Here is a 20,046-nt window from a genome sequence, read left to right as displayed (position 1 = left end):
ATAATAGCCGCCCGATGCCTTATCCGCCGTGATTTCCATGAGTCTGCATACCTGGTGGCTATTCGTTGCCACCGTTTTCGTCGTTTCCGCGATTCCCGGTCCGAACATGTTGCTCGTGATGACGCACGGCGCCCAGCACGGCTTGCGCCGCTCCAGCGCAACCATGGCGGGTTGCCTGTCGGCGCTGGTGCTGATGCTGGCGGTGTCGGCTGCCGGTCTCGGTGTTTTCCTCGAGGCGTGGCCGGCCATGTTCAACGCGCTGCGGATGATCGGCGCGGCTTACCTCATGTATCTCGGCATCAAGGCGTGGCGCGCACCGGCCGACGAAGCCGCCGCCGGCAATGCCGACGAACTCGCCGCGAAGCCCGCGCGCTCGCGCTTCGCACTGTTTCGCAACGGGTTTCTGGTGGCGGGCAGCAACCCTAAGGCGATTCTGTTCGCGGCGGCGCTGCTGCCGCAATTCATCGACGCCGCGCAGCCCAAGCTGCCGCAGTTCGGCGTGCTCGTCGCCACGTTCGCCGTGATCGAGGTGAGCTGGTATCTGGTGTACACGGGATTCGGCACGCGCATCGGCGCCAAATTAAAGAGCCGCAGCGTTGCCCGGATGTTCAATCGGCTGACGGGCGGCGTGTTCGTCGGCTTCGGCGCGATGATGGCGCTGGTGCGCCACTGAGCGCGAACCGCAGTGTCACGTCAACGGAGACGGCAAGACATTTGGTAGGGTGTTGTGTATTTGCAACATCGAGGGTCTACCCTGATTTTCATGTTGCGCCGCACCAAGCCGTTTGCTATAGTTTGTCTTGTCTCCTCCATGTCTCCTCTGATATGGATTCAGCCCGCCAAATTAGGCGGGCTTTTTTTTGCCTCGAATTCCAGTTCCCAGAAAAGACCAAGCCGGCTGACCCTTGCGCAAGGCCGCCGGCTTTGTTACGTCAGGACCGAACTCAGAACTTGTACGAAACGGCGAGGAACGAAATGATCGGGTCCGCCTTCAGTTCTGCCTTCGACACCCCCAGTTCCGTGCCGTCCGCGGCCTTGATGATGACCGACGAGGTCGTCTTCAGCGGAATGTAGGTGACCGACGCCACCAGGCCCCAATGATCGGTGATGTTGTACGCAAGGCCCGCGTTGAACACCGGCGCCCAGGACGACGACGCTTTCGCCGACACCTGCGTCTGCCCCGGCTTTCCCGCGCCGGCGGCCAGCACCGCACCTAAGTTGTTTTGCGTCGACTGGACGAAGTTCTGGCCCAGCTGCACGTCCGAGAACCAGTTATACGACACGCCGACGCCGACAAACGGCCGAAAATGCGCCGTCGGAGCATTGAAGTAATACTGGAACAGCAGCGCCGGGCTCCATTGGCGCACGCTTTTGACGATCGGGTTGGCCTGCGGATCGCCGAGATCCTGCTGGCCGAGCGCGCCGGCCGGTCCCGGCGGCTTGATGGTGCCGTGTCCATAGATCTTGAAGACCGGCGGCACGCCCGCCACCGTCGTCACGGCAATGTGATCGGTGAGGTAGTGGCTGAACACCAGGCCGACGGTGTTGGCGCTATTGGTCGACAAACTCGTGCCGGGCGACGTGAAAGAACTCGGCAGACGCAGCGGCGTGTTGATCGGCGTCGGCGCGACGTTGGTGGTGAGCGGCGAGCTCGAATCCTGCGGCATCACGTGAAACCAGCCGAGCACGGCGACGTTGTCGCCTGCATGCTGGGCGTGCGCGCTGGCGGACAGGCAGGCGGCCAGTAACGCGAAATAGATTTTTTTCATCTTGTTCCTCCTGGGGCGCGGCCGAAGCTCATCGCGCGCGGCAAGCGGCGGCGGGTTCGCGACCACGCCGGCGCGCTGCATATTCGTTGGGCACCGGCTGCCGCAGCGATAACGCTGCGCAGCAGCCGGGACGCGAACGCCACGTTGCGAATTGGCGGGCGCGTGCTGCGTCCGTTACTGGACGAAGGCGCCGATCGTGAAGTACGGCGAGGCCGCGTTAGTCAGATCGAGGTAGCCGAACACACCACCCGTAAAGATCATCTTTCCGGTCGGCGTAGTGCCGGTGGAAGCGCCCACTTTCGTCGTCGTCACCACGCCCGGCACGGCTTGCGTGAAGTCGAGATTCAGCGCCGTCGCGAGCGATGCCTGCGAGGCGTTGAACGGATCGAGCAGCGTGGCCTCGGTGCCTTCGAGCGCGGTGGTGCGATAGTCGAACTGGCTATCCACGCCGATGTACTCCCCGTTCTGCGAGTTCACCGTGATCGCGCTTTGCGGCGCCAGAATCGAGATGCCTGATTCGTCGTCGGCGTACGGGCCGAGTGCGCCGTTTTGCGGCACCGTCACCGACGAGTTCGCCGCGCCCGTTCGCACCAGGATCGGCACGAGCTGGTTGCGCAGCTTGCCGACGATCATGTAGCCGCGCGCTTCCGGCGTCGCCGCGAGCGTCGGTTTAGCCTGGCCCTGGAAGTTGTTGGTCTGGAACGCGCCGCTGCCGTCCGCCGCCGGCGCGAAGTTGCCGCCCGGCTGCTGACACTTGCCCGCGTTGACGCCGGAGTTGTCGCACTCGGTCCACGTGCCGTCCGCGTTGATCGTGATCTTCGAATCCACCGCGACCGGCGCGAAGTTTTGTGACGGCACCTGGTGATAGCCGAGCTGGTTGTACGTGCCGGCCACGTTCGCGAGATTCGTTTCAATCGACGAGAAGCCGATGAACGGGTAATACGGGAACTTGGTATCCGGCACGGCGCCCACGCCGAGAATCCCGCCGAACGAAATCTCGGCGCCCGGGATCGTGCCGCCCGCCACGCCTTCGCCGACGAAAATCCGCGCGGGACGATTCGGATCGAGACTCGCGCCGTTCAGGCGGAACGCGCACTGGTTCAGCTTGTTGGTCGGCAGGAGCGTTTCCTGAGTCAGCGTGCCGCTGGCGGACTGGCCCGCGCGTGTCGGGACGACGGTGCCGGTGGTTGCCGGAATCGGCGATTCGATGTAATTGACCTGCCAGGTCATCTTGGTCGTATCGAGTTGCAGCTTGACCAGTTCGCCGTCGCCGCCGCCGCCCGTGAACACCGTGCTGTAGTCCAGCGACGCCGGACACAGCCTGACTTCCGTCACCGGCCCGTCGCCTCCTCCGCCGCCACCGCATGCCCCCAGCAACGGTGCAGCAAGAGCGAGCACCGAAAGGATTCTCCAATTCATACCGCCTCCAGAATTTTCTCGTTGTGTGTGGCCGGCTCCCAGTCCCGCCACCTCTTTGCTATTTGTCTCTCTTACTGCCCACTGCCGGTCCGCTGTGGCTTATTTGCGTGGCTCACTTGCGCGATTTACTTGCTGATCTGCGCTCCGATGCCGAAGTAAGGCGCGCTCGAAGCCGTGCTGCTGAGTTGCGACGTCGGCGCTACGCCGCCATTGACGGTCCCTTGAATCTCGATCGCGTACAGGCCGCCCGAAGCGATCGCGAGTCCTTGTTGACCGTTGGCCTGCTGGACACCGACCAGTCCCGGGCTCGGCAAACCGTAGCCGAGGCCGAAGCCGTCCTCCCCTACGGAAGTCGACGGATTGATGAAGGTGCCGACGCGGCCCTGGATCAACGCCGCGGTGTACTTGAAGTTGGAGTCGGCACCGACGTAGCCGCCGTCGAAGCCGCCGGAAGCAAGCGGTGTGGCGGCGGCGAGCATGGCGATACCGGATTCGTCGTCGACCTTGGCGTCGAGGTGCAGCGGGGCGGTGCCCAGATTCACGGAGCCCGTGCGGATCACGAGCGGCACCGTGGCGCCGTTGATCTGTCCGAGAATCATGTGCGCCGACGCAGACACGCCGCTCGGCTGATTCAGCGGCGGCAGCTTGAGTTGTGTGCCGATCTGCGGCGCGTTCTGGCTGTCGAAGTAGCCGCTGCTATTGGCGGTCCATGCCGTGCCTGTGGTCAGGCAACCGCTCGAACTCGGCGTAAAGGCCGCGTTCGCCGGATTGGAGCCCGTGCAGTTGCCGGCCACGTCGAAGGTTTCAACCGTGTTGGTGGCAGTCGCCGCGTACGAGCCCGACGGCACCAGGTGATAGAGCAGACCGTTGTAGGTGCCGGCCAGCTTGGTGACGTCGTTCGTCGTGCTGGCGAAGCCGAGGAACGGATAGAAATCGAAGTGCCGGTTAGGGACTGCGCCGACATGGTCGATGATGCCAGGAATGATGGTCAGCCCGTCGTACTCGACGGTCGCGCCCGGAATGCCGCCGCCGGCCACGCCCTGGCCGACCAGGATCATCGGCGGGTTCGGGTTGTTGACGAAGTCGGGCGTCGTGTAGGTCGTGCCGTTGGCGGGCGCGGTGCCGGTGCCTTTGCCGAGGATGAATGCGCAACGCGTTTGCTCCGCGGTCGGCAGCGTGCCGGCCGGCGGATGAATGACCGCGCCGGTGATCTGAGTGCCTTCGCGCGTGAGCGTGACATCGGCGCTGGTCAGCGGGATCGGCGACTTGAGCCACTTCAGCGTGTACGTCATCGCCGTCGCGTCGATGTTCAGTTGCACCACTTCGCCGCTACCTGCGCCACCCAGGAAAGTGCTCTTGACGATGTCGGCCGTTGCCGGGCACAACGCCGCTGCGCCGGCGCCCGAGGCGGGCGGACCTTGCACGCCGCAGCTCGCGCCCGAACATTGCGGTGCGTTGATCGCGCCTGGATTGTCGGCCTTGCCGCCGCCGCAAGCGATCAGGAATGGGGCCGTGGCAATGGCCAGCGCGAGGCCTCGAGTAATGGCGTGCGACATGCAGCTGTCTCCCTTCATGTAATTGTGCGAGCTAATTTCGCTGTGCGGATAATGGCTGTCAATTGAATGAGCCGTCTAAAAAGACCGATTCAAACAGCGCATTTTTTGCCGCACGCGCACCGCGTGGACATCTGCGAGCCTTTTAAACAAAAAAGGATTTTTCGCCTGGAGGCCGGCAACGTTGCTTCGTCGCACTCCCTTTCCAGGTAAGCCTTTGAGCAAAATGGCTATATCATCTGCGAACGACCGTTCGCAAAAAAATCCGGAGTTTCCCTAGGCGGAAAACTATGCGCTATGCGTCGATATCAGGAATGAATTACCGGCGATTTGTCGGCTAGTCCGATTTTGATTTTTTAAGAAATACGGGCTACTACTGATTAATCGCAGAAAGGGAATTTTGAGTGGCGCGCATTTAAAAACAAAAAGGCCGGTCTTTTGCAGACCGGCCTTTCAATCGATTGACGGCGAATTACCGTCCGCAATTGCGAGCTGGATCAGCGTTTCAAGCCGCTTTCCTCAGCGGCGCCGATCGCGAGGTTCATGCACTGGATCGCGGCGCCCGACGCGCCCTTGCCCAGGTTGTCCAGACGAGCGACGGTCACGAAGCGCTCTTCATTGCCGAACACGAACAGGTCGACCCGGTTCGTGTCGTTGTTTGCCTGCACGTCGAAGAAGCCGCTGTCCAGGTTCGCTTCCGCGTCGAACGGTGCGACGTTCACGAATGCCTCGCCCGCGTAGTACTCGGCGAACAGCGCTTGCACGTCTTGCGGCGTGGCCTTCTTCGCCAACTGGTTCGGCGAGAAGAAAGTGGTGACCGCCAGCCCCTTATAAAAGTCGCCGACGATCGGCGTAAAGATCGGCGCCGACTTCAGGCCCGTATGCGCGGCCATTTCCGGCAGATGCTTATGCGTGAGACCGAGCGCATATGGACGCGGGCTCTTCAGCTTGTCGTTGCCGCCGGCTTCGTAGTCGGCAATCATTTTCTTGCCGCCGCCGCTGTAGCCAGTGATCGAGTAAGCGTGCGCGGCGAACTCGGGCGTCACCACGCCGGCTTCGACCAGCGGGCGCATGGCGAGCACGAAGGCCGACGCATGGCAGCCCGGCACGGCAATGCGTTTCGCCGTGCGCAGACGCTCGCGCTGCGAGCGGGCCAGTTCGGGCAGGCCGTAAGCCCAGTCGGCGGACGTGCGGAACGCAGTGCTCGCATCGATCAGCACGGTGCGATCGTTCGCGACCAGCGAGGCGGATTCGCGCGAGGCGACGTCCGGCAGGCACAGGAACGTGACGTCCGACGCGTTGATGAGACGACGGCGCTCTTCGAGGTCTTTGCGCTTCGCTTCTTCGATACGCAGGATCTCTACGTCGGCGCGTTGCGACAGGTATTCAAAAATCTTCAGGCCGGTCGTGCCTTCCTGTCCGTCGACAAAAACTTTCGTGCTCATCTCGCTCTCACTGGCTTGCTGGAAACGGGGCGCGACACCGCGCTGGAACGTCATTTTAAGACCTGACGGCGCCGGGCGTGCAAAAGGGGTGAAAAAACGACGATGCGCGCCGAACATGACATCGGCGTGACCCGTTGTGAGGCAGATGCAAGCCGATGCCGGCTGGATCGCTGCAGTCCGCGCGTCAGCGGGCTCCGGCGATCCAGCGCGCCGTGACCGCGGCTACGCGTGCGCCGAACATTCGCGCTGTTTCCAGATCGCCCGGGGGCGGTGCTTCTTCCGGCGAGGCGTCGGCGGGTGATTGCGTAAGCAGGCCGGTCGAGCCACCCACATAGTTCAGGTCGTTGCGGGTCGCCGCCTTGGTGTTGGACGGCATCATGCCGGTGCCCGCCCAGATCATGCCGTGCTGCATGGCCAGCGTGACGAAGTACTGGATCGTCGAGAACTTGTCCCCGTTCATGGTCGCGGAGTTGGTGAAGCCGGCCGCGATCTTGTCCTTCCACGCTTGCTCGAGCCACGGCTTCGAGCTTGCATCGGCGAATTTCTTGAAGTCGGCGGAGGGGCCGCCCATGTAGGTCGGCGCACCGAAGACGATGGCGTCGGCCGCGGCCAGTTCGGCCCACGCTGTATCGTCGATCTCGCCGACCGGCATCAGTTTCGCGTCGGCGCCGGCTTCGAGGGTGCCCGCCAGCACGGACTCGGCGGCTTTCTTCGTGTGGCCGTAGCCGCTGTGATAAACGATGACGATCTTCGACATGAGACGCTCCAGCAAAGTGAAAAGACGATGGGTCGGGCACGGCAGTGGTGCGCAACTGCGGCGGCGCGCCGGCGTTGAGCACGTCGCACACGGCCACGCCGCACATTAGCGTGCGCGGATGACAGAATTTCCGCGCGGGCGGCAATATGACGCAAGCCGTACGCCAGCCACAGCGGCGCGGTTTGCACGCGACCCGCTGTGCCGCGATACGCGAAATTAGCGTCCGTAATTGACCACCATCCGCGCAAAGCCGAGCGTGGCGGTGCCGATCTCATGATCGAACATTAGCGCGGGACGGCCTTGCGCGAGGCGCAGGTCGACGGTGCTGAGCGCATAAACGGTGATGATGTAGCGATGCGGTTTGCCCGGCGGCGGACAGGGACCACCATAGCCGTCGGTATCGAAGTCGTTGCGGGCTTCGACCGCGCCGAGTTTGCTAAGGAAACCGGAAGAACTCGCATTCTCCGGCAAGCTGGTGACAGTCGCCGGAATGCCGGCCACCGACCAGTGCCACCAGCCGCGGCCCGGCGCATCCTGATCGAACATGGTGACGGCAAAGCCACGCGTGCCGGGCGGCGCGTCGTGCCAGGAAAGTTGCGGTGAGCGGTTGCCGCCTTTGCAGTCGTCCTGATTGAATACCTGGGCGTCCGCCACGGCGCCGCCCGCGCGGAAGCTGGCGCTCGTCAGCGAAAACGCGCCCTCGGCAAGAGCATGAGGCCCGTGCGCGGCCAGTAGCGCGAGGCCCAGCATGGCGCAGGGAAACGACGGCAGACGGCCCAACGGCGAAGCAATCGAAACAACCAGGCAACGCGAGCGCATGTGCCGGTTCTCCTGTGAGGGCGCGAGACGGTTGTCCTCGCGATGGTTATTGTCCCTATTTTGTGCCTCAAGGTCGATTCAAGTCTAACATTAGCTTCATGGCACATCATTGTCACGGTCCGCTGGAATTTGCAGACCAGAATCGGCTATAGTCGGAAGAATTTTCCGCGCGGAGACAGGCCGCGCCCTCACCCGTTTCAGAAGTAAGAATACATAAGACATGTCGGAAGTTTTGCAGAGTGGTGTATCTGTCGAGGGGAGGGCAATGCAAGATCCAGTCAGGGTCGTGGTGGCTGACGACCATCCGGTTATTCTGTTCGGCGCCGAGCAGGCTTTACTCAAGTTTCCCGGTTTGCAGGTCGTGGCGCGTGCGCGACAGTCAACCGAATTGATCAAAATACTGCAAACCGTTGCCTGCGACGTGCTCGTCACGGATCTGGCAATGCCAGGCGGTCAATATGGCGACGGTTTGCCGCTGATCGGCTACCTGCGCCGCAATTTTCCAAAGCTTCCCATCGTCGTCCTGACGATGCTTGAGAACGCGGCGTTGCTCAAGCGGCTAAGCGAACTCGGCGTGACGTCCGTCGTGAACAAGTCGGACGATCTCAGTCATATTGGGCTCGCGGTGCAGCACGTCAGCCGCAATCTCGAATATATGAGCCCGTCGGTGAAGGCGTCGCTAGATGCATTGCGCATGAACGCCGGCGGTAAGAACGACGAAGTCATGCTGTCGAAACGCGAGCTGGAAGTGGTGCGCCTGTTCGTGTCGGGCATGACGATCAAGGAGATATCGGAGCACCTGAACCGCAGCATCAAGACCATCAGCACACAGAAGAACACCGCCATGCGCAAGCTCGGCATCGAACGGGATTCGGAGTTGTTCCAGTACGCGCAGAGCAATGGCTTGCTGAACCTGTCGTCGCACTCAACCGAAGACGATAGCGGAGCGTCTTAAGGCCGCATGCAAGGCTTAAGGCAAAAATAGAAAAGGGCGCCTGTCGATAAGACAGGCGCCCTTTTTACTCGATCCGCGCGAGGCGGAGAGGCTTACTGCGGCGTCGAGGTTGCGCCGCCGTGCGCCGCCGACCATTCAGCCGGCGCGTGCAGGAATTTTTCCACTTCGTCGAGCGTCTTGGTGTCGAAGTACTTATTTTCCTTCGCGACGCGCAACACGTCCCACCACGTGGCAAGCGCGTGCAAATCGACGTCGATGTCTTTCAGCACCGACACGCTTTCCTTGAAGATGTTGTAGTGGAACAGCACGAAGCAGTGGTTCACCGTGGCGCCGGCGGTGCGCAGCGCGTTGATGAAGTTGATCTTGCTGCGGCTGTCCGTGGTCAGGTCTTCGACCAGCAGCACGCGTTGACCTTCGGTCAGCAGGCCTTCGATCTGCGCGTTACGGCCGAAACCCTTCGGCTTCTTGCGCACGTATTGCATCGGCACCATCAGGCGATCGGAGAGCCATGCGGCGAACGGGATGCCGGCGGTTTCGCCACCGGCGACCGCGTCGATCTGCTCATAGCCGACGTCGCGCAGAATCGTGGTCTCGGCCATTTCCATCAGGCCACGGCGCACGCGCGGATACGAGATCAGCTTGCGGCAGTCGATATAAACCGGGCTCGCCCAGCCGGACGTGAAAATGTACGGTTTCTCCGCGTTGAAGTGCACGGCTTGCACTTCGAGCAGCATTTTGGCGGTCGTGTCGGAGATCGTCTGGCGATCGAAGCCTGTCATGGGCGGATCCTTGGGTGTGAGCGGGGAGAAGCGGGCGCGGGGCCCGGTGGCGCAGCAAGCGTGGTATTTCGCGCCATGTTGGGCGGAATACGCGGCCGGTCAGTGGAGTGCAGGCCGGTTTTTGCTGCGCGCGTAGGCCGACATTTTACCCGAAACGGGCTCTTCCGAGGAGGCCGTCGTGCGTGGCCGCGGCGAATGACGGTCATAACGGACGCGCCGGGCAAGCTTGCCGAACGTTGAAGGACGGCGCCGGACGGGTGCTTTTTGGTTCGCTTGTGGGCCGTTAAAGGCGCCTTTACACTCACGCGAATTTCTCGGGCGCTTGACGCCGTTGCCGCCCATTCGACCTACGGAATGCTTTCCATGAACGTCGCTCCCTCCGCCGCCGACTCCCGCGCATCCGTACGAAATGGTTATGCCGGCCGCGCGTTGATCGCCTCCGTGCTCGGCTACGCGATGGATGGCTTCGATCTGCTGATCCTCGGCTTCATGCTGCCGGTGATTGCCGCCGATTTGCATCTGAGTTCCACGCAGGCCGGTTCGCTCGTCACCTGGACGCTGATCGGCGCGGTAGCGGGCGGGTTGATCTTCGGCGTGCTGAGCGACTATTTCGGCCGCGTGCGCATGCTGACGTGGACGATCCTGATCTTCGCCGTGTTCACCGGCCTGTGTGCGCTCGCGCAAGGCTATGCCGATCTGCTGGTGTACCGGACCATTGCCGGAATCGGGCTCGGTGGCGAGTTCGGCATCGGCATGACGCTGGTCGCCGAAGCGTGGCCGGCAGCGCAGCGGGCGCGCGTGTCGTCGTATGTCGGTTTGGGATGGCAGCTCGGCGTGTTGGCGGCGGCGTTGCTGACGCCGCTGCTGTTGCCGGTAATCGGCTGGCGCGGCATGTTCGCGCTCGGGTTGTTGCCGGCGGTGGTGTCGTTCTTCGTGCGGCGCCGCGTCGAAGAACCGGCGCTCTTTACCGAGCGCATGGCGCGCGGCATGCGCAAGCTGCCGCTGAAATTGCTGGTGGCGGACGGCCGCACCACGCGGGCAAGCATCGGCGTGGCGATTCTCTGTTCGGTCCAGAACTTCGGCTACTACGGTCTGATGATCTGGCTACCGAGCTATCTGTCGAAAACCTTCGGCTATTCGCTGACCAAATCTGGACTATGGACCTCCGCGACGATTCTGGGCATGGCGTGCGGCATCTGGCTGTTCGGCATCGCCGCCGACCGCTTCGGCCGCAAGCCGACTTTTCTGTTCTATCAGGCGGGCGCGGTGGTGATGGTGTTCGTCTACGCTCACCTGAGCACGCCGATGGCATTGCTGATCGGCGGCGCGGCGATGGGCGTGTTCGTCAACGGCATGATTGGCGGTTACGGCGCGCTGATCTCCGAGCTTTACCCGACCGATGCGCGCGCCACCGCGCAGAACGTGCTGTTCAACGCCGGCCGCGCGGTGGGCGGTTTCGGACCGGTGGTGGTGGGCGCTTTGGCCGCGCGCTATTCGTTCGGTGCGGCGCTCGCTTTGCTCGCTTCGATCTACCTGCTCGACATCTTCGCGACACTTTTCCTGATTCCCGAACGACGCGGCGCTGAGCTCGAGTGAGTGCGAACAGCCTGTCCGTGACCTGCGAATGACAAGCCGCCAGAACCCCGTCGAATGCGGCGCCGCAGCAATGCCCACGCCATGTTTCGCCGATGGTGAGCATGGTTAACCAGTCAGTGCATCGTCTCATTCGGGGTGTACACTAACCGACCCGCGAAGCACTCCGCATCGTCCGGTCCTCCTGCGAGGTTCGACGCGGCGCCCAACCGGCGCAAGCGAAAACCGCCTCAATCGATTATCCATTCGATAGATGCACGCGACGCTGACGGTGCGGTGTGCCCGGCCCAATTTCTTACGTCTCGCAGGCCAAAAAATGGACGAACAACTTAAGCAAAGCGCTCTCGCATACCACCAGAATCCGAAACCGGGCAAGATTTCGGTCACGCCCACCAAACCGCTATCGAATCAGCTCGATCTGTCGCTGGCGTACTCGCCGGGCGTCGCCGCGGCCTGTATGGCGATCTACGACGAACCGCTCGACGCGCAGAAGTACACTTCGCGCGGCAATCTCGTCGGCGTGATCACGAATGGCACGGCCGTGCTTGGTCTCGGCAACATCGGCCCGCTCGCCGCGAAGCCGGTGATGGAAGGCAAGGGTTGTCTCTTCAAGAAGTTCGCCGGCATCGACGTGTTCGACATCGAACTCGCCGAGTCCGATCCTGACAAGCTGGTCGAAGCGATCGCGATGCTCGAGCCGACGCTCGGCGGCATCAACCTCGAAGACATCAAGGCGCCCGAGTGCTTCTACATCGAGAAGAAGCTGCGTGAGCGCATGAAGATTCCGGTCTTCCACGACGATCAGCACGGCACGGCGATTATCGCTTCGGCGGCGATCCTGAACGGCCTGAAAGTGGTCGGCAAGAAGCTCGACGAAGTGAAGCTGGTGTGTTCGGGCGCGGGCGCTGCGGCAATCGCCTGTCTGGACCTGCTGGTGAATCTGGGCCTGTCGAAGAAGAACGTTCTCGTCACCGACTCCAAGGGCGTGATCTACGAAGGCCGCGGCAACCTCGATCCGTCGAAGGAACGCTACGCGGCGAACACCGAAGCGCGCACGCTTGCTGACGCGATCCGCGGCGCGGATGTGTTCCTCGGTTGCTCGAGCGCAGGTGTGCTGAAGCCGGAGATGGTCGCCGAAATGGGCACGCAGCCGTTGATTCTCGCGCTGGCGAACCCGGAACCGGAAATCCGCCCGGAAGACGCCAAGAAGGTTCGCCCGGACTGCATCATCGCGACTGGCCGTTCGGACTATCCGAACCAGGTCAACAACGTGCTGTGCTTCCCGTTCATCTTCCGTGGCGCGCTGGATGTCGGCGCGACCACGATCACGGAAGAAATGAAGCTTGCTTGCGTGCGCGCCATCGCCGAGCTGGCTGAAGAAACCGATCAGGGCGACGAAGTCGCGAAGGCTTACGAAGGCCACTCGCTGGAATTCGGTCCCGAGTATCTGATTCCGAAGCCGTTCGATCCGCGTCTGATCATCAAGATCGCGCCGGCCGTCGCGCAAGCCGCGATGGATTCCGGCGTGGCGACCCGTCCGATCAAGGACATGGACGCGTACCGCGAAGAACTCGGCACGACGGTGTATCGCACGGGCATGGTGATGCGTCCGGTGTTCGCGGCCGCGAAGTCGGAGCCGGCGCGTATCGTGTTCGCCGAAGGTGAAGACGAGCGCGTGCTGCGCGCCGCGCAATTCGTGCTGCTGGAAAAGATCGCCAAGCCGATTCTGGTCGGCCGTCCGTCGGTGATCGAGATGCGTCTGAAAAAGATGGGCTCGAAACTCAAGTGCGGCGACGACTTCGAGATCGTCGATCCGGAAGACGATCCGCGCTATCAGCAATCCTGGCAGGCGTACCACGAACTTGGCGCGCGCGAAGGCGTGACGCCGGACGTGGCGAAGGCCGCGATGCGCAAGTTCAACACGCTGATCGGCGCGATCCTCGTGCGCCTCGGCGAAGCGGACGGCATGATCTGCGGCATGATCGGCCAGTACCACGCGCATCTGAAGTTCATCGAGCAGGTGCTGGGCAAGGCGGACAATGTGCAGAACTTCGCTGCCATGAATCTGCTGATGCTGCCGGGCCGCAATCTGTTCATCTGCGATACGTACGTGAACGAAACGCCGACCGCCGAGCAACTCGCCGATATGACGATGCTGGCGGCTGGTGAGATTGAGAAGTTCGGTATCACGCCGAAGGTGGCGTTGCTGTCGAACTCGAACTTCGGCAGCGCGCCGTCCTCGTCGTCGCAACGCATGGCAGCGGCTCGCAAGCTGATTGTCGAACGTGCGCCCTCGCTCGAGATCGACGGTGAGATGCATGGCGACGCCGCGCTGTCGGAAGTGGTGCGCAAGGCTGCGTTCCCGGGCACGACGCTGACCGGCGAAGCCAACCTGCTGATTATGCCGAACGTGGAAGCGGCAAACATCACGTACAACCTGCTGAAGATGATCGGCGGCGAAGGCGTGACGGTCGGTCCGTTCCTGCTGGGCGCCGAAAAGCCGGTGCACATCCTGACGCCGGCTGCGACCGTGCGCCGGATCATCAACATGACGGCAGTGGCTTCGGCCAACGCACGCAAGGCAGTGAACGCGAAGTAATGCGGATGCTTTGAGAATCGGAGCGGCGCCTCGTCGAGACGCGCGCGACGAGTCTGCGAAAGAAGCCACGGGTGTCGTTTCCGTGGCTTTTCTATTGGCGCGCTGTCATTGCAACAGCATCGCACGTCATGTTTCACAGCACGGCACGTAAAAAAGGCGACTGTCCGCGAGGACAGCCGCCTTTCTGTTTTCAGACCGGCGAGCCGGTCAAGCCATGCCGATCACGCCGCGTGTTGCGTCTTGCCGGCCTCGGGCGAACGCCACCGCGCGAGCAACTCGTTCCATTTGACGCGCACGCCCTTCAGGTTGTTTTCCTTCACGTGACCATAGCCGCGAATGCCGTCCGGCAGATTCGCCAGTTCGACGGCCAACTCACGCTTCTGCGCAGTCAGGCCGGCGATCAGTTCGCGCACCAGCGCTTCATACTCGCCGATCAATGCACGTTCGGTGCGACGCTCTTCCGTCTTGCCGAACACGTCGAGCGCTGTGCCGCGCAGGAACTTCAAGCGTGCCAGCACGTGCATCGCGCTGAAAACCCACGGGCCGTACTTCTTCTTCACCAGATGACCCTTGGCATCTTTCTTCGAGAACGTCGGCGGCGCGAGGTGAATGTGCAACTTCCAGTCGCCTTCGAAATTTGCCTTCAGCTTTTCGATGAACGCCGGATCGCTGTACAGACGCGCGACTTCGTACTCGTCCTTGTAGGCCATCAGCTTGTGCAGGTTCTTCGCGACTGCTTCGGTCAACGGCAACTGGCCGTCGATCGAATCGAGCGCCGATTCCGCTGCTCGCACTTGCGACACCAGCGCGCGGTAACGGTCGGCATACGCGCTGTTCTGCCACGCGGTCAGATACTCGGCGCGTTTGTCGATCAGCGTGTCGAGCGCCTTCGGCGTGTGCAGCGAGATGATCTTGCTGCTCGCCGTTTCCGCCGCAGCGCCGCGCCCTTGCGATTGCGCGAGCTTGCGCACGCCGGCCAGATCGTGCGCGGCACGGCGGCCCCACTCGAACGCCGCACGGTTCTTCTCGACCTGCACGTTGTTCAACTCGATGGCGCGCATCAGCGACTGATACGTGAGCGGCACCCAGCCGCGTTGCCATGCATAGCCGAGCACGAACGGATTCGTATAGATCGCGTCGCCGAGCAGCGCGACCGCGAAGTGATTCGCGTCGACCGTATCGACACCGTCGTCGCCGGCGGCGGCGCGCACGTCAGCTTCCGTGCTGCTGCCTGGGAAGCGCCAGTTCGGGTTTTTGATGAGTTCCGCGGTCGGCGTATGCGCGCTGTTCAACACGACGCGCGTGCGGCCCGCCTGCATACGCGACACGCATTCGTCGCTGGCCGTGACGATCGCGTCGCAGCCGATCACGAGACTCGCTTCGCCCATGGCGATTCGGGTCGCGTGGATGTCGGCCGGATTCTTCGCAATCTGGACGTGGCTCATCACGGCGCCGCCTTTCTGCGCGAGGCCGGTGACGTCGAGCACGGTAACGCCCTTGTTCTCCAGATGCGCGGCCATGCCGAGCAGCGCGCCGATCGTGACGACACCCGTGCCGCCGACGCCCGTGACCAGCACGCCGTACGGCCGCTCCATGGACGGCAGGTCGGGTTCCGGCACTGGCGGCATCGCGTCGCCGGCGAGACCGGAAGCGGCCTTCGGCTTGCGCAACTGACCGCCTTCAACCGAGACGAAGCTCGGGCAGAAACCGTTCACGCACGAGAAGTCCTTGTTGCAGGTGGATTGATTGATCTGGCGCTTCGTGCCGTACTCGGTATCGAGCGGCTCGACCGACAGGCAGTTCGACTTCACCGAGCAATCGCCGCAGCCTTCGCACACGGCCTCGTTGATCACGACGCGGCGTGCCGGGTCCGGATACGTGCCGCGTTTCCTGCGGCGGCGTTTCTCCGTTGCGCAGGTCTGGTCGTAAATCAGGATCGTCGTGCCGGGCACTTCGCGCAGTTGGCGCTGCACTTCGTCGAGCTTGTCGCGATGATGAATGTCGATGCCCGGCGCGAGGCCGACGTTCGCCGAGTACTTCTCCGGCTCGTCGGTGACGATCACGATCTTCGTTGCGCCTTCGGCGGCAAGCTGATGCGTGATCTGCGGCACCGTCAGCACGCCGTCGACCGGCTGGCCGCCGGTCATGGCGACCGCGTCGTTATAGAGAATCTTGTAGGTGATGTTGGCCTTCGACGCGATCGCCGCGCGAATCGCCAGCAGCCCGGAGTGGAAGTAGGTGCCGTCGCCGAGATTGGCGAACACGTGCTTGTCGTTGCTGAACGGCGCCTGGCCGATCCACGCGACGCCTTCGCCGCCCATCTGGCTGAAGGTGCTGGTGCTGCGGTCCATCCAGACCGTCATGTAATGGCAGCCGATGCCGGCCATTGCACGCGAGCCTTCCGGCACGTTCGTCGACGTGTTGTGCGGGCAGCCGGAGCAGAACCACGGCTTGCGTTCGGCTTCGACGCGCGGCCGCGCCAGCGCTTTTTCCTTTGCTTCGATCACGGCGATCCGCGTGGCAATGCGCGCGCGCACATCGGACGGCAAGTCGAACTTGTCGAGCCGCGTGGCGATTGCCTTGGCGATGATCGCCGGCGAAAGTTCGTAGTGCGCCGGCAACAGCCAGTTGCCCATTGGCACCGACCATTCGCCGCCTGCACCGTCTTTCTCGTCGAACTTGCCGAACACGCGCGGACGTTGCGCGTCGGGCCAGTTGTACAATTCTTCCTTGATCGCGTATTCGAGAATCTGGCGCTTTTCCTCGACCACCAGAATTTCGTCGAGGCCGCGCGCAAACGCCTGCGCGCCTTGCGCTTCGAGCGGCCACACACAGCCGACCTTATACAGACGGATCCCGATGCGCGAACAGGTTTCGTCATCGAGCCCGAGGTCGGTCAGCGCCTGACGCACGTCGAGATACGCCTTGCCGCCGGTCATGATGCCGAAGCGCGCATGCGGCGAATCGATTTCGACGCGGTCGAGTTTGTTGGCCCGTACGTAGGCGAGCGCTGCATACCACTTGTAGTCGAGCAGACGCGCTTCCTGCACCAGCGGCGGATCCGGCCAGCGGATATTCAGGCCGCCCTCGGGCATCGCGAAGTCTTCCGGCAGGATGATCTTCGTGCGATGCGGGTCGATGTCGACCGATGCCGACGACTCGACCACATCGGTCACGCATTTCATGGCGACCCACAGGCCGGAGTAGCGGCTCATCGCCCAGCCGTGCAGACCGAAGTCGAGATATTCCTGCACGTTGGATGGGAACAGAACCGGCAGGCCGCACGCCTTGAAAATGTGTTCGGACTGGTGCGCGAGCGTGGACGATTTCGCGGCGTGGTCGTCGCCGGCAAGGACGAGAACGCCGCCGTTGCGCGCCGAACCGGCCGAGTTGCCATGCTTGAAGACGTCGCTGGAACGGTCGACACCGGGGCCTTTGCCGTACCACATCGAGAACACGCCGTCGTATTTGGCGCTCGGGTACAGATTGACTTGCTGCGAACCCCAAACGGCGGTAGCCGCGAGGTCTTCGTTGACGCCTGGCTGGAACACGACCTGATGCGCGGCGAGATGCTGTTTCGCCTTCCACAGAGATTGGTCGAGTCCGCCGAGTGGCGATCCGCGGTAACCGGAAATAAAGCCGGCGGTGTTGAGCCCGGCGGCCCGGTCGCGTTCCTGTTGCAGCATCGGCAGACGCACCAGCGCCTGGATACCGCTCATGTACGCGCGGCCGCGTTCGAGGGTGTATTTGTCGTCGAGCGTGACGGAAGATAGCGCGGCTTCGAGCGAGGCTCGCTGACCTGCGTCTAGCGGGGCGTTCATTATGTGTACTCCTCCAACCAGTTTGGGATCACCAAAACTTTTTTGGGCCGCGGCATCTTGTGAATGCGTAGGGCCGGGGCCGTCATATTGACGTGTTTTAAGTGATGGTAGCACTGGTGAAAACCCGCCGCAGCTTAGGAAGAACGAGGCTTCCGCTTTTGTCGCGGATGTTGGCACGCTCGCTCGCTTCTAGCCGCGCACCGCTCCAGCGACAGCCTGTAACAAGCTGTAAAAACTACAAATCTGCGGAACCGCGCTCGAAATGTCTGTCTAACCCCCACCTGTGAGCAATGTCCGCGCAACGCTCCGCATTCGGCGGAGCTTCACGACAACAGGGCAGTTAGAAAAGGAGTACGCATGAACACTAGAAACATCCAGACCTTCCTGATGGTCTCGGCAGCATTTTTCGCCATGAGCGCACCGGTGCGCTCGAATTCGGGCAGTGCAGGGGCGCTGTCGAACGCGGTAACCCGTACGGCGCAAGTCGCGCCGGCTCGTATTGCCATGAACCGCGTCGCGCGATCCGTTAAGTCCGGCGAGGAAGATCAGAATTCGTGATGCGCCGCGCATGCGGTGTGTCGGTTGAATAATTTGCCGTTGTCCGACCAAGGTTTCGCTTGAGACAACGGTGCCATGAAAAAGGGCGAAGGTCGTGAGATCTTCGCCCTTTTTCATTCGGGTCTACACAGCCGCTCTCGTGAAGCGGCGCAGGCCATCAGACCTTGTCTTGCACCACGCCACGGCGAATCTGGTCCAGTTCGATCGATTCGAACAGTGCCTTGAAGTTGCCCTCGCCGAAGCCCTGATTGCCCTTGCGCTGAATGATCTCGAAGAAGATCGGGCCAATCTGGTTTTCGGTGAAAATCTGCAGCAGCAGATCTTCGGGTGCGCCGTCGATCAGAATCTTGCGTTTGCGCAGTTCGTCGAGCGGCTCGCCGTGATTCGGCACGCGGCGATCGACTAGCTCGTAATACGTGTCGATCGTGTCGAGCAGCGAGATATTCGATCCGCGCAAGCCGTCCACCGTGCGGTAGATGTCGTTGCTGCCGAGGGCAATGTGCTGAATGCCTTCGCCGTGATACGCGTCGAGATATTCCTGAATCTGGCCGGCGGTTTCCGAACCTTCTTCATTGATCGGGATGCGAATCTTGCCGCACGGCGAGGTCATTGCCTTCGACTTCACGCCCGTCACCTTGCCTTCGATGTCGAAATAACGCACTTCGCGGAAGTTGAACAGACGCTCGTAGAACTCCGCCCATTCCTGCATCCGGCCGCGATGCACGTTATGCGTCAGGTGGTCGATGTAGGTCAGGCCGTGGCCGACCGGATTCGGGTTCGCGCCGGCAATCGGTTCGAAGTCGACATCGTAAATGTCGATGTTGCCGATGCTGTTCGGCTCCGCGCCGTTCTTGCCGCGCCACCGATCGACGAAATAGATCAGCGAGTCGCCAATGCCCTTGATCGCCGGAATGTTCAATTCCATCGGGCCGGTTTTGTTGTCGAAGCCCCAGGCGCCCTTTTCCAGCGCTTCTTTGTACGCCTTGGCGGCGTCCTGAACGCGGAAAGCGATCGCGCAGATGGAAGGGCCGTGCAAACGCGTGAAGCGTTGCGCGAACGAATCCGGCTCGCCGTTGACGATGAAGTTGATTTCTCCCTGGCGGTACAGCGTCACGTCCTTATGACGATGCCGGGCCACGGCGGTGAAGCCCATCTGTTCGAACAGCTTGCCGAGCGCTTTCGGATCCGGCGCGGTGTATTCAATGAACTCGAAGCCGTCTGTGCCGAGCGGATTTTCCCAAGTTGAAACCTGCATGTCTGTCTCCTGATGGGCGCGAGCCGGATGGGCGATTGCGCGACTGAATGACGCCAGTGTAAAGACCTATCTGTGGCGAAAACTTGCGAACTTAATCGCGCGTCGCTACGCTTGCGCTAGTTTCTAGCTCAACATTTCGAATGGACGGCAGAAAATGGCCAATATAGAGATAGACGCCATCGACAGGCGAATTCTGGCGATTCTTCAGGAGAACGGCCGGCTGTCGAATCAGGAAATCGCCGAGCGTATCAATCTTTCGCCGAGTCCGTGTCTTCGGCGTATCCGTCGGCTGGAAGAGAGCGGCGTGATCCGCGGCTATGTGGCGCTGCTCGATGCCCAACAGCTTGGGCTCGATTTGCTTGCCTATGTGAACGTGCGGCTCGAAAAGCGCGGCGGTCCGGCGCTCAGTTCGCGCGGCGACGCCACGCATGCGGATCTGTTTCGCGCGGCGGTGCAAACGTGGCCGGAGGTGGTGGCATGCCACGCGATGACCGGCGACATGGATTATTTGCTGCGCGTCCAGGTAAAAGACATGGCGCACTTTTCACGTTTCGTGCAGGACCAGTTGCTACATCATCCGTCGGTAATCGACGTGAAATCGAGCTTCTCGCTGGAAAAGCTTAAGGAGACGACCGCGCTGCCGATCTTGTGAGGCGAACTGCGGAGTGAGGTGAAGGGCAAACAAAAAGGGCAGCCACAGGGCTGCCCTTTGTTCTTGCTGAAG

Annotated in this window: 15 protein-coding genes; 6 read left to right on the top strand and 9 right to left on the bottom strand. The window is 62.1% G+C overall.

Going from position 1 to position 20,046, the window contains the following annotated elements; genetic code table 11:
* Nucleotides 1-37 precede the first annotated feature (37 nt).
* Entirely contained in the window at nt 38-673 is a 636-nt protein-coding gene (locus BPHYT_RS18360) for a LysE family translocator (RefSeq protein WP_012434602.1), read from the top strand.
* A 271-nt stretch (nt 674-944) separates the two neighbouring features.
* On the opposite strand, the gene BPHYT_RS18355 is transcribed toward BPHYT_RS18360, so the two are convergent.
* From BPHYT_RS18355 to BPHYT_RS18330, 6 genes are all read right to left on the bottom strand, one after another.
* Nucleotides 945-1,769: an OmpW/AlkL family protein gene (locus BPHYT_RS18355; RefSeq protein WP_012434601.1), complete on the bottom strand. Its 825-nt coding sequence runs from the start codon at nt 1,767-1,769 to the stop codon at nt 945-947.
* Nucleotides 1,770-1,943: 174 nt separating this feature from the next.
* On the bottom strand, nt 1,944-3,188 hold the full coding sequence (locus BPHYT_RS18350; protein WP_012434600.1) for a DUF2957 domain-containing protein: 1,245 nt from the start codon (nt 3,186-3,188) through the stop codon (nt 1,944-1,946).
* 125 nt (nt 3,189-3,313) lie between these two features.
* Nucleotides 3,314-4,744 (bottom strand): DUF2957 domain-containing protein, encoded by a 1,431-nt coding sequence (locus BPHYT_RS18345; protein ID WP_012434599.1) that lies wholly within the window; start codon nt 4,742-4,744, stop codon nt 3,314-3,316.
* A 494-nt stretch (nt 4,745-5,238) separates the two neighbouring features.
* Complete coding sequence (gene argC / locus BPHYT_RS18340; RefSeq protein WP_041759048.1) at nt 5,239-6,186, bottom strand: N-acetyl-gamma-glutamyl-phosphate reductase; 948 nt, start codon at nt 6,184-6,186, stop codon at nt 5,239-5,241.
* A 184-nt stretch (nt 6,187-6,370) separates the two neighbouring features.
* Nucleotides 6,371-6,943, bottom strand: coding sequence for a flavodoxin family protein (locus tag BPHYT_RS18335; protein ID WP_012434597.1), 573 nt, complete (start codon nt 6,941-6,943; stop codon nt 6,371-6,373).
* 216 nt (nt 6,944-7,159) lie between these two features.
* Nucleotides 7,160-7,762 (bottom strand): YbhB/YbcL family Raf kinase inhibitor-like protein, encoded by a 603-nt coding sequence (locus BPHYT_RS18330; RefSeq protein WP_012434596.1) that lies wholly within the window; start codon nt 7,760-7,762, stop codon nt 7,160-7,162.
* A 265-nt stretch (nt 7,763-8,027) separates the two neighbouring features.
* Between BPHYT_RS18330 and BPHYT_RS18325 the strand changes: the two genes are divergently transcribed.
* A complete protein-coding gene (locus BPHYT_RS18325) occupies nt 8,028-8,717 on the top strand; it encodes a response regulator (protein ID WP_012434595.1) in 690 nt (229 codons plus the stop codon).
* A gap of 92 nt (nt 8,718-8,809) precedes the next feature.
* On the opposite strand, the gene BPHYT_RS18320 is transcribed toward BPHYT_RS18325, so the two are convergent.
* Nucleotides 8,810-9,496, bottom strand: a complete 687-nt coding sequence (locus BPHYT_RS18320; protein ID WP_007179868.1) for an orotate phosphoribosyltransferase — start codon at nt 9,494-9,496, stop codon at nt 8,810-8,812.
* Nucleotides 9,497-9,859: 363 nt separating this feature from the next.
* On the opposite strand from BPHYT_RS18320, the gene BPHYT_RS18315 reads away from it, so the two are divergent.
* Together BPHYT_RS18315 and BPHYT_RS18310 are read left to right on the top strand one after the other, a co-directional pair.
* A complete protein-coding gene (locus tag BPHYT_RS18315) occupies nt 9,860-11,092 on the top strand; it encodes an MFS transporter (protein WP_012434594.1) in 1,233 nt (410 codons plus the stop codon).
* Nucleotides 11,093-11,405: 313 nt separating this feature from the next.
* A complete protein-coding gene (locus BPHYT_RS18310) occupies nt 11,406-13,688 on the top strand; it encodes an NADP-dependent malic enzyme (RefSeq protein ID WP_012434593.1) in 2,283 nt (760 codons plus the stop codon).
* 221 nt (nt 13,689-13,909) lie between these two features.
* Here BPHYT_RS18310 and BPHYT_RS18305 read toward each other — a convergent pair whose 3' ends face one another.
* Complete coding sequence (locus BPHYT_RS18305) at nt 13,910-17,509, bottom strand: indolepyruvate ferredoxin oxidoreductase family protein (protein WP_012434592.1); 3,600 nt, start codon at nt 17,507-17,509, stop codon at nt 13,910-13,912.
* 357 nt (nt 17,510-17,866) lie between these two features.
* Between BPHYT_RS18305 and BPHYT_RS37345 the strand changes: the two genes are divergently transcribed.
* On the top strand, nt 17,867-18,067 hold the full coding sequence (locus tag BPHYT_RS37345) for a hypothetical protein (RefSeq protein ID WP_012434591.1): 201 nt from the start codon (nt 17,867-17,869) through the stop codon (nt 18,065-18,067).
* A 157-nt stretch (nt 18,068-18,224) separates the two neighbouring features.
* On the opposite strand, the gene hppD is transcribed toward BPHYT_RS37345, so the two are convergent.
* Complete coding sequence (gene hppD, locus BPHYT_RS18295; protein ID WP_012434590.1) at nt 18,225-19,322, bottom strand: 4-hydroxyphenylpyruvate dioxygenase; 1,098 nt, start codon at nt 19,320-19,322, stop codon at nt 18,225-18,227.
* Nucleotides 19,323-19,476: 154 nt separating this feature from the next.
* On the opposite strand from hppD, the gene BPHYT_RS18290 reads away from it, so the two are divergent.
* Nucleotides 19,477-19,974, top strand: coding sequence for an Lrp/AsnC family transcriptional regulator (locus BPHYT_RS18290; protein ID WP_012434589.1), 498 nt, complete (start codon nt 19,477-19,479; stop codon nt 19,972-19,974).
* Nucleotides 19,975-20,046: the final 72 nt, after the last annotated feature.

The sequence above is a fragment of the Paraburkholderia phytofirmans PsJN genome, assembly GCF_000020125.1.
GTDB lineage: Bacteria > Pseudomonadota > Gammaproteobacteria > Burkholderiales > Burkholderiaceae > Paraburkholderia > Paraburkholderia phytofirmans.
Note: the sequence above shows the minus strand (reverse complement) of the source record. Positions and strands in the feature narration are given on the sequence as shown.

Bases quoted from the DNA above. Each gene is read 5' to 3' on its own strand.
- BPHYT_RS18330 (WP_012434596.1), bottom strand. From the start codon at position 7,762: ATGCGCTCGCGTTGCCTGGTTGTTTCGATTGCTTCGCCGTTGGGCCGT.
- BPHYT_RS18355 (WP_012434601.1), bottom strand. From the start codon at position 1,769: ATGAAAAAAATCTATTTCGCGTTACTGGCCGCCTGCCTGTCCGCCAGC.
- BPHYT_RS18350 (WP_012434600.1), bottom strand. From the start codon at position 3,188: ATGAATTGGAGAATCCTTTCGGTGCTCGCTCTTGCTGCACCGTTGCTG.
- BPHYT_RS37345 (WP_012434591.1), top strand. From the start codon at position 17,867: ATGAACACTAGAAACATCCAGACCTTCCTGATGGTCTCGGCAGCATTT.
- BPHYT_RS18320 (WP_007179868.1), bottom strand. From the start codon at position 9,496: ATGACAGGCTTCGATCGCCAGACGATCTCCGACACGACCGCCAAAATG.
- BPHYT_RS18325 (WP_012434595.1), top strand. From the start codon at position 8,028: ATGCAAGATCCAGTCAGGGTCGTGGTGGCTGACGACCATCCGGTTATT.
- BPHYT_RS18345 (WP_012434599.1), bottom strand. From the start codon at position 4,744: ATGTCGCACGCCATTACTCGAGGCCTCGCGCTGGCCATTGCCACGGCC.
- BPHYT_RS18310 (WP_012434593.1), top strand. From the start codon at position 11,406: ATGGACGAACAACTTAAGCAAAGCGCTCTCGCATACCACCAGAATCCG.
- BPHYT_RS18360 (WP_012434602.1), top strand. From the start codon at position 38: ATGAGTCTGCATACCTGGTGGCTATTCGTTGCCACCGTTTTCGTCGTT.
- BPHYT_RS18290 (WP_012434589.1), top strand. From the start codon at position 19,477: ATGGCCAATATAGAGATAGACGCCATCGACAGGCGAATTCTGGCGATT.
- BPHYT_RS18305 (WP_012434592.1), bottom strand. From the start codon at position 17,509: ATGAACGCCCCGCTAGACGCAGGTCAGCGAGCCTCGCTCGAAGCCGCG.
- hppD (WP_012434590.1), bottom strand. From the start codon at position 19,322: ATGCAGGTTTCAACTTGGGAAAATCCGCTCGGCACAGACGGCTTCGAG.
- BPHYT_RS18335 (WP_012434597.1), bottom strand. From the start codon at position 6,943: ATGTCGAAGATCGTCATCGTTTATCACAGCGGCTACGGCCACACGAAG.
- BPHYT_RS18315 (WP_012434594.1), top strand. From the start codon at position 9,860: ATGAACGTCGCTCCCTCCGCCGCCGACTCCCGCGCATCCGTACGAAAT.
- argC (WP_041759048.1), bottom strand. From the start codon at position 6,186: ATGAGCACGAAAGTTTTTGTCGACGGACAGGAAGGCACGACCGGCCTG.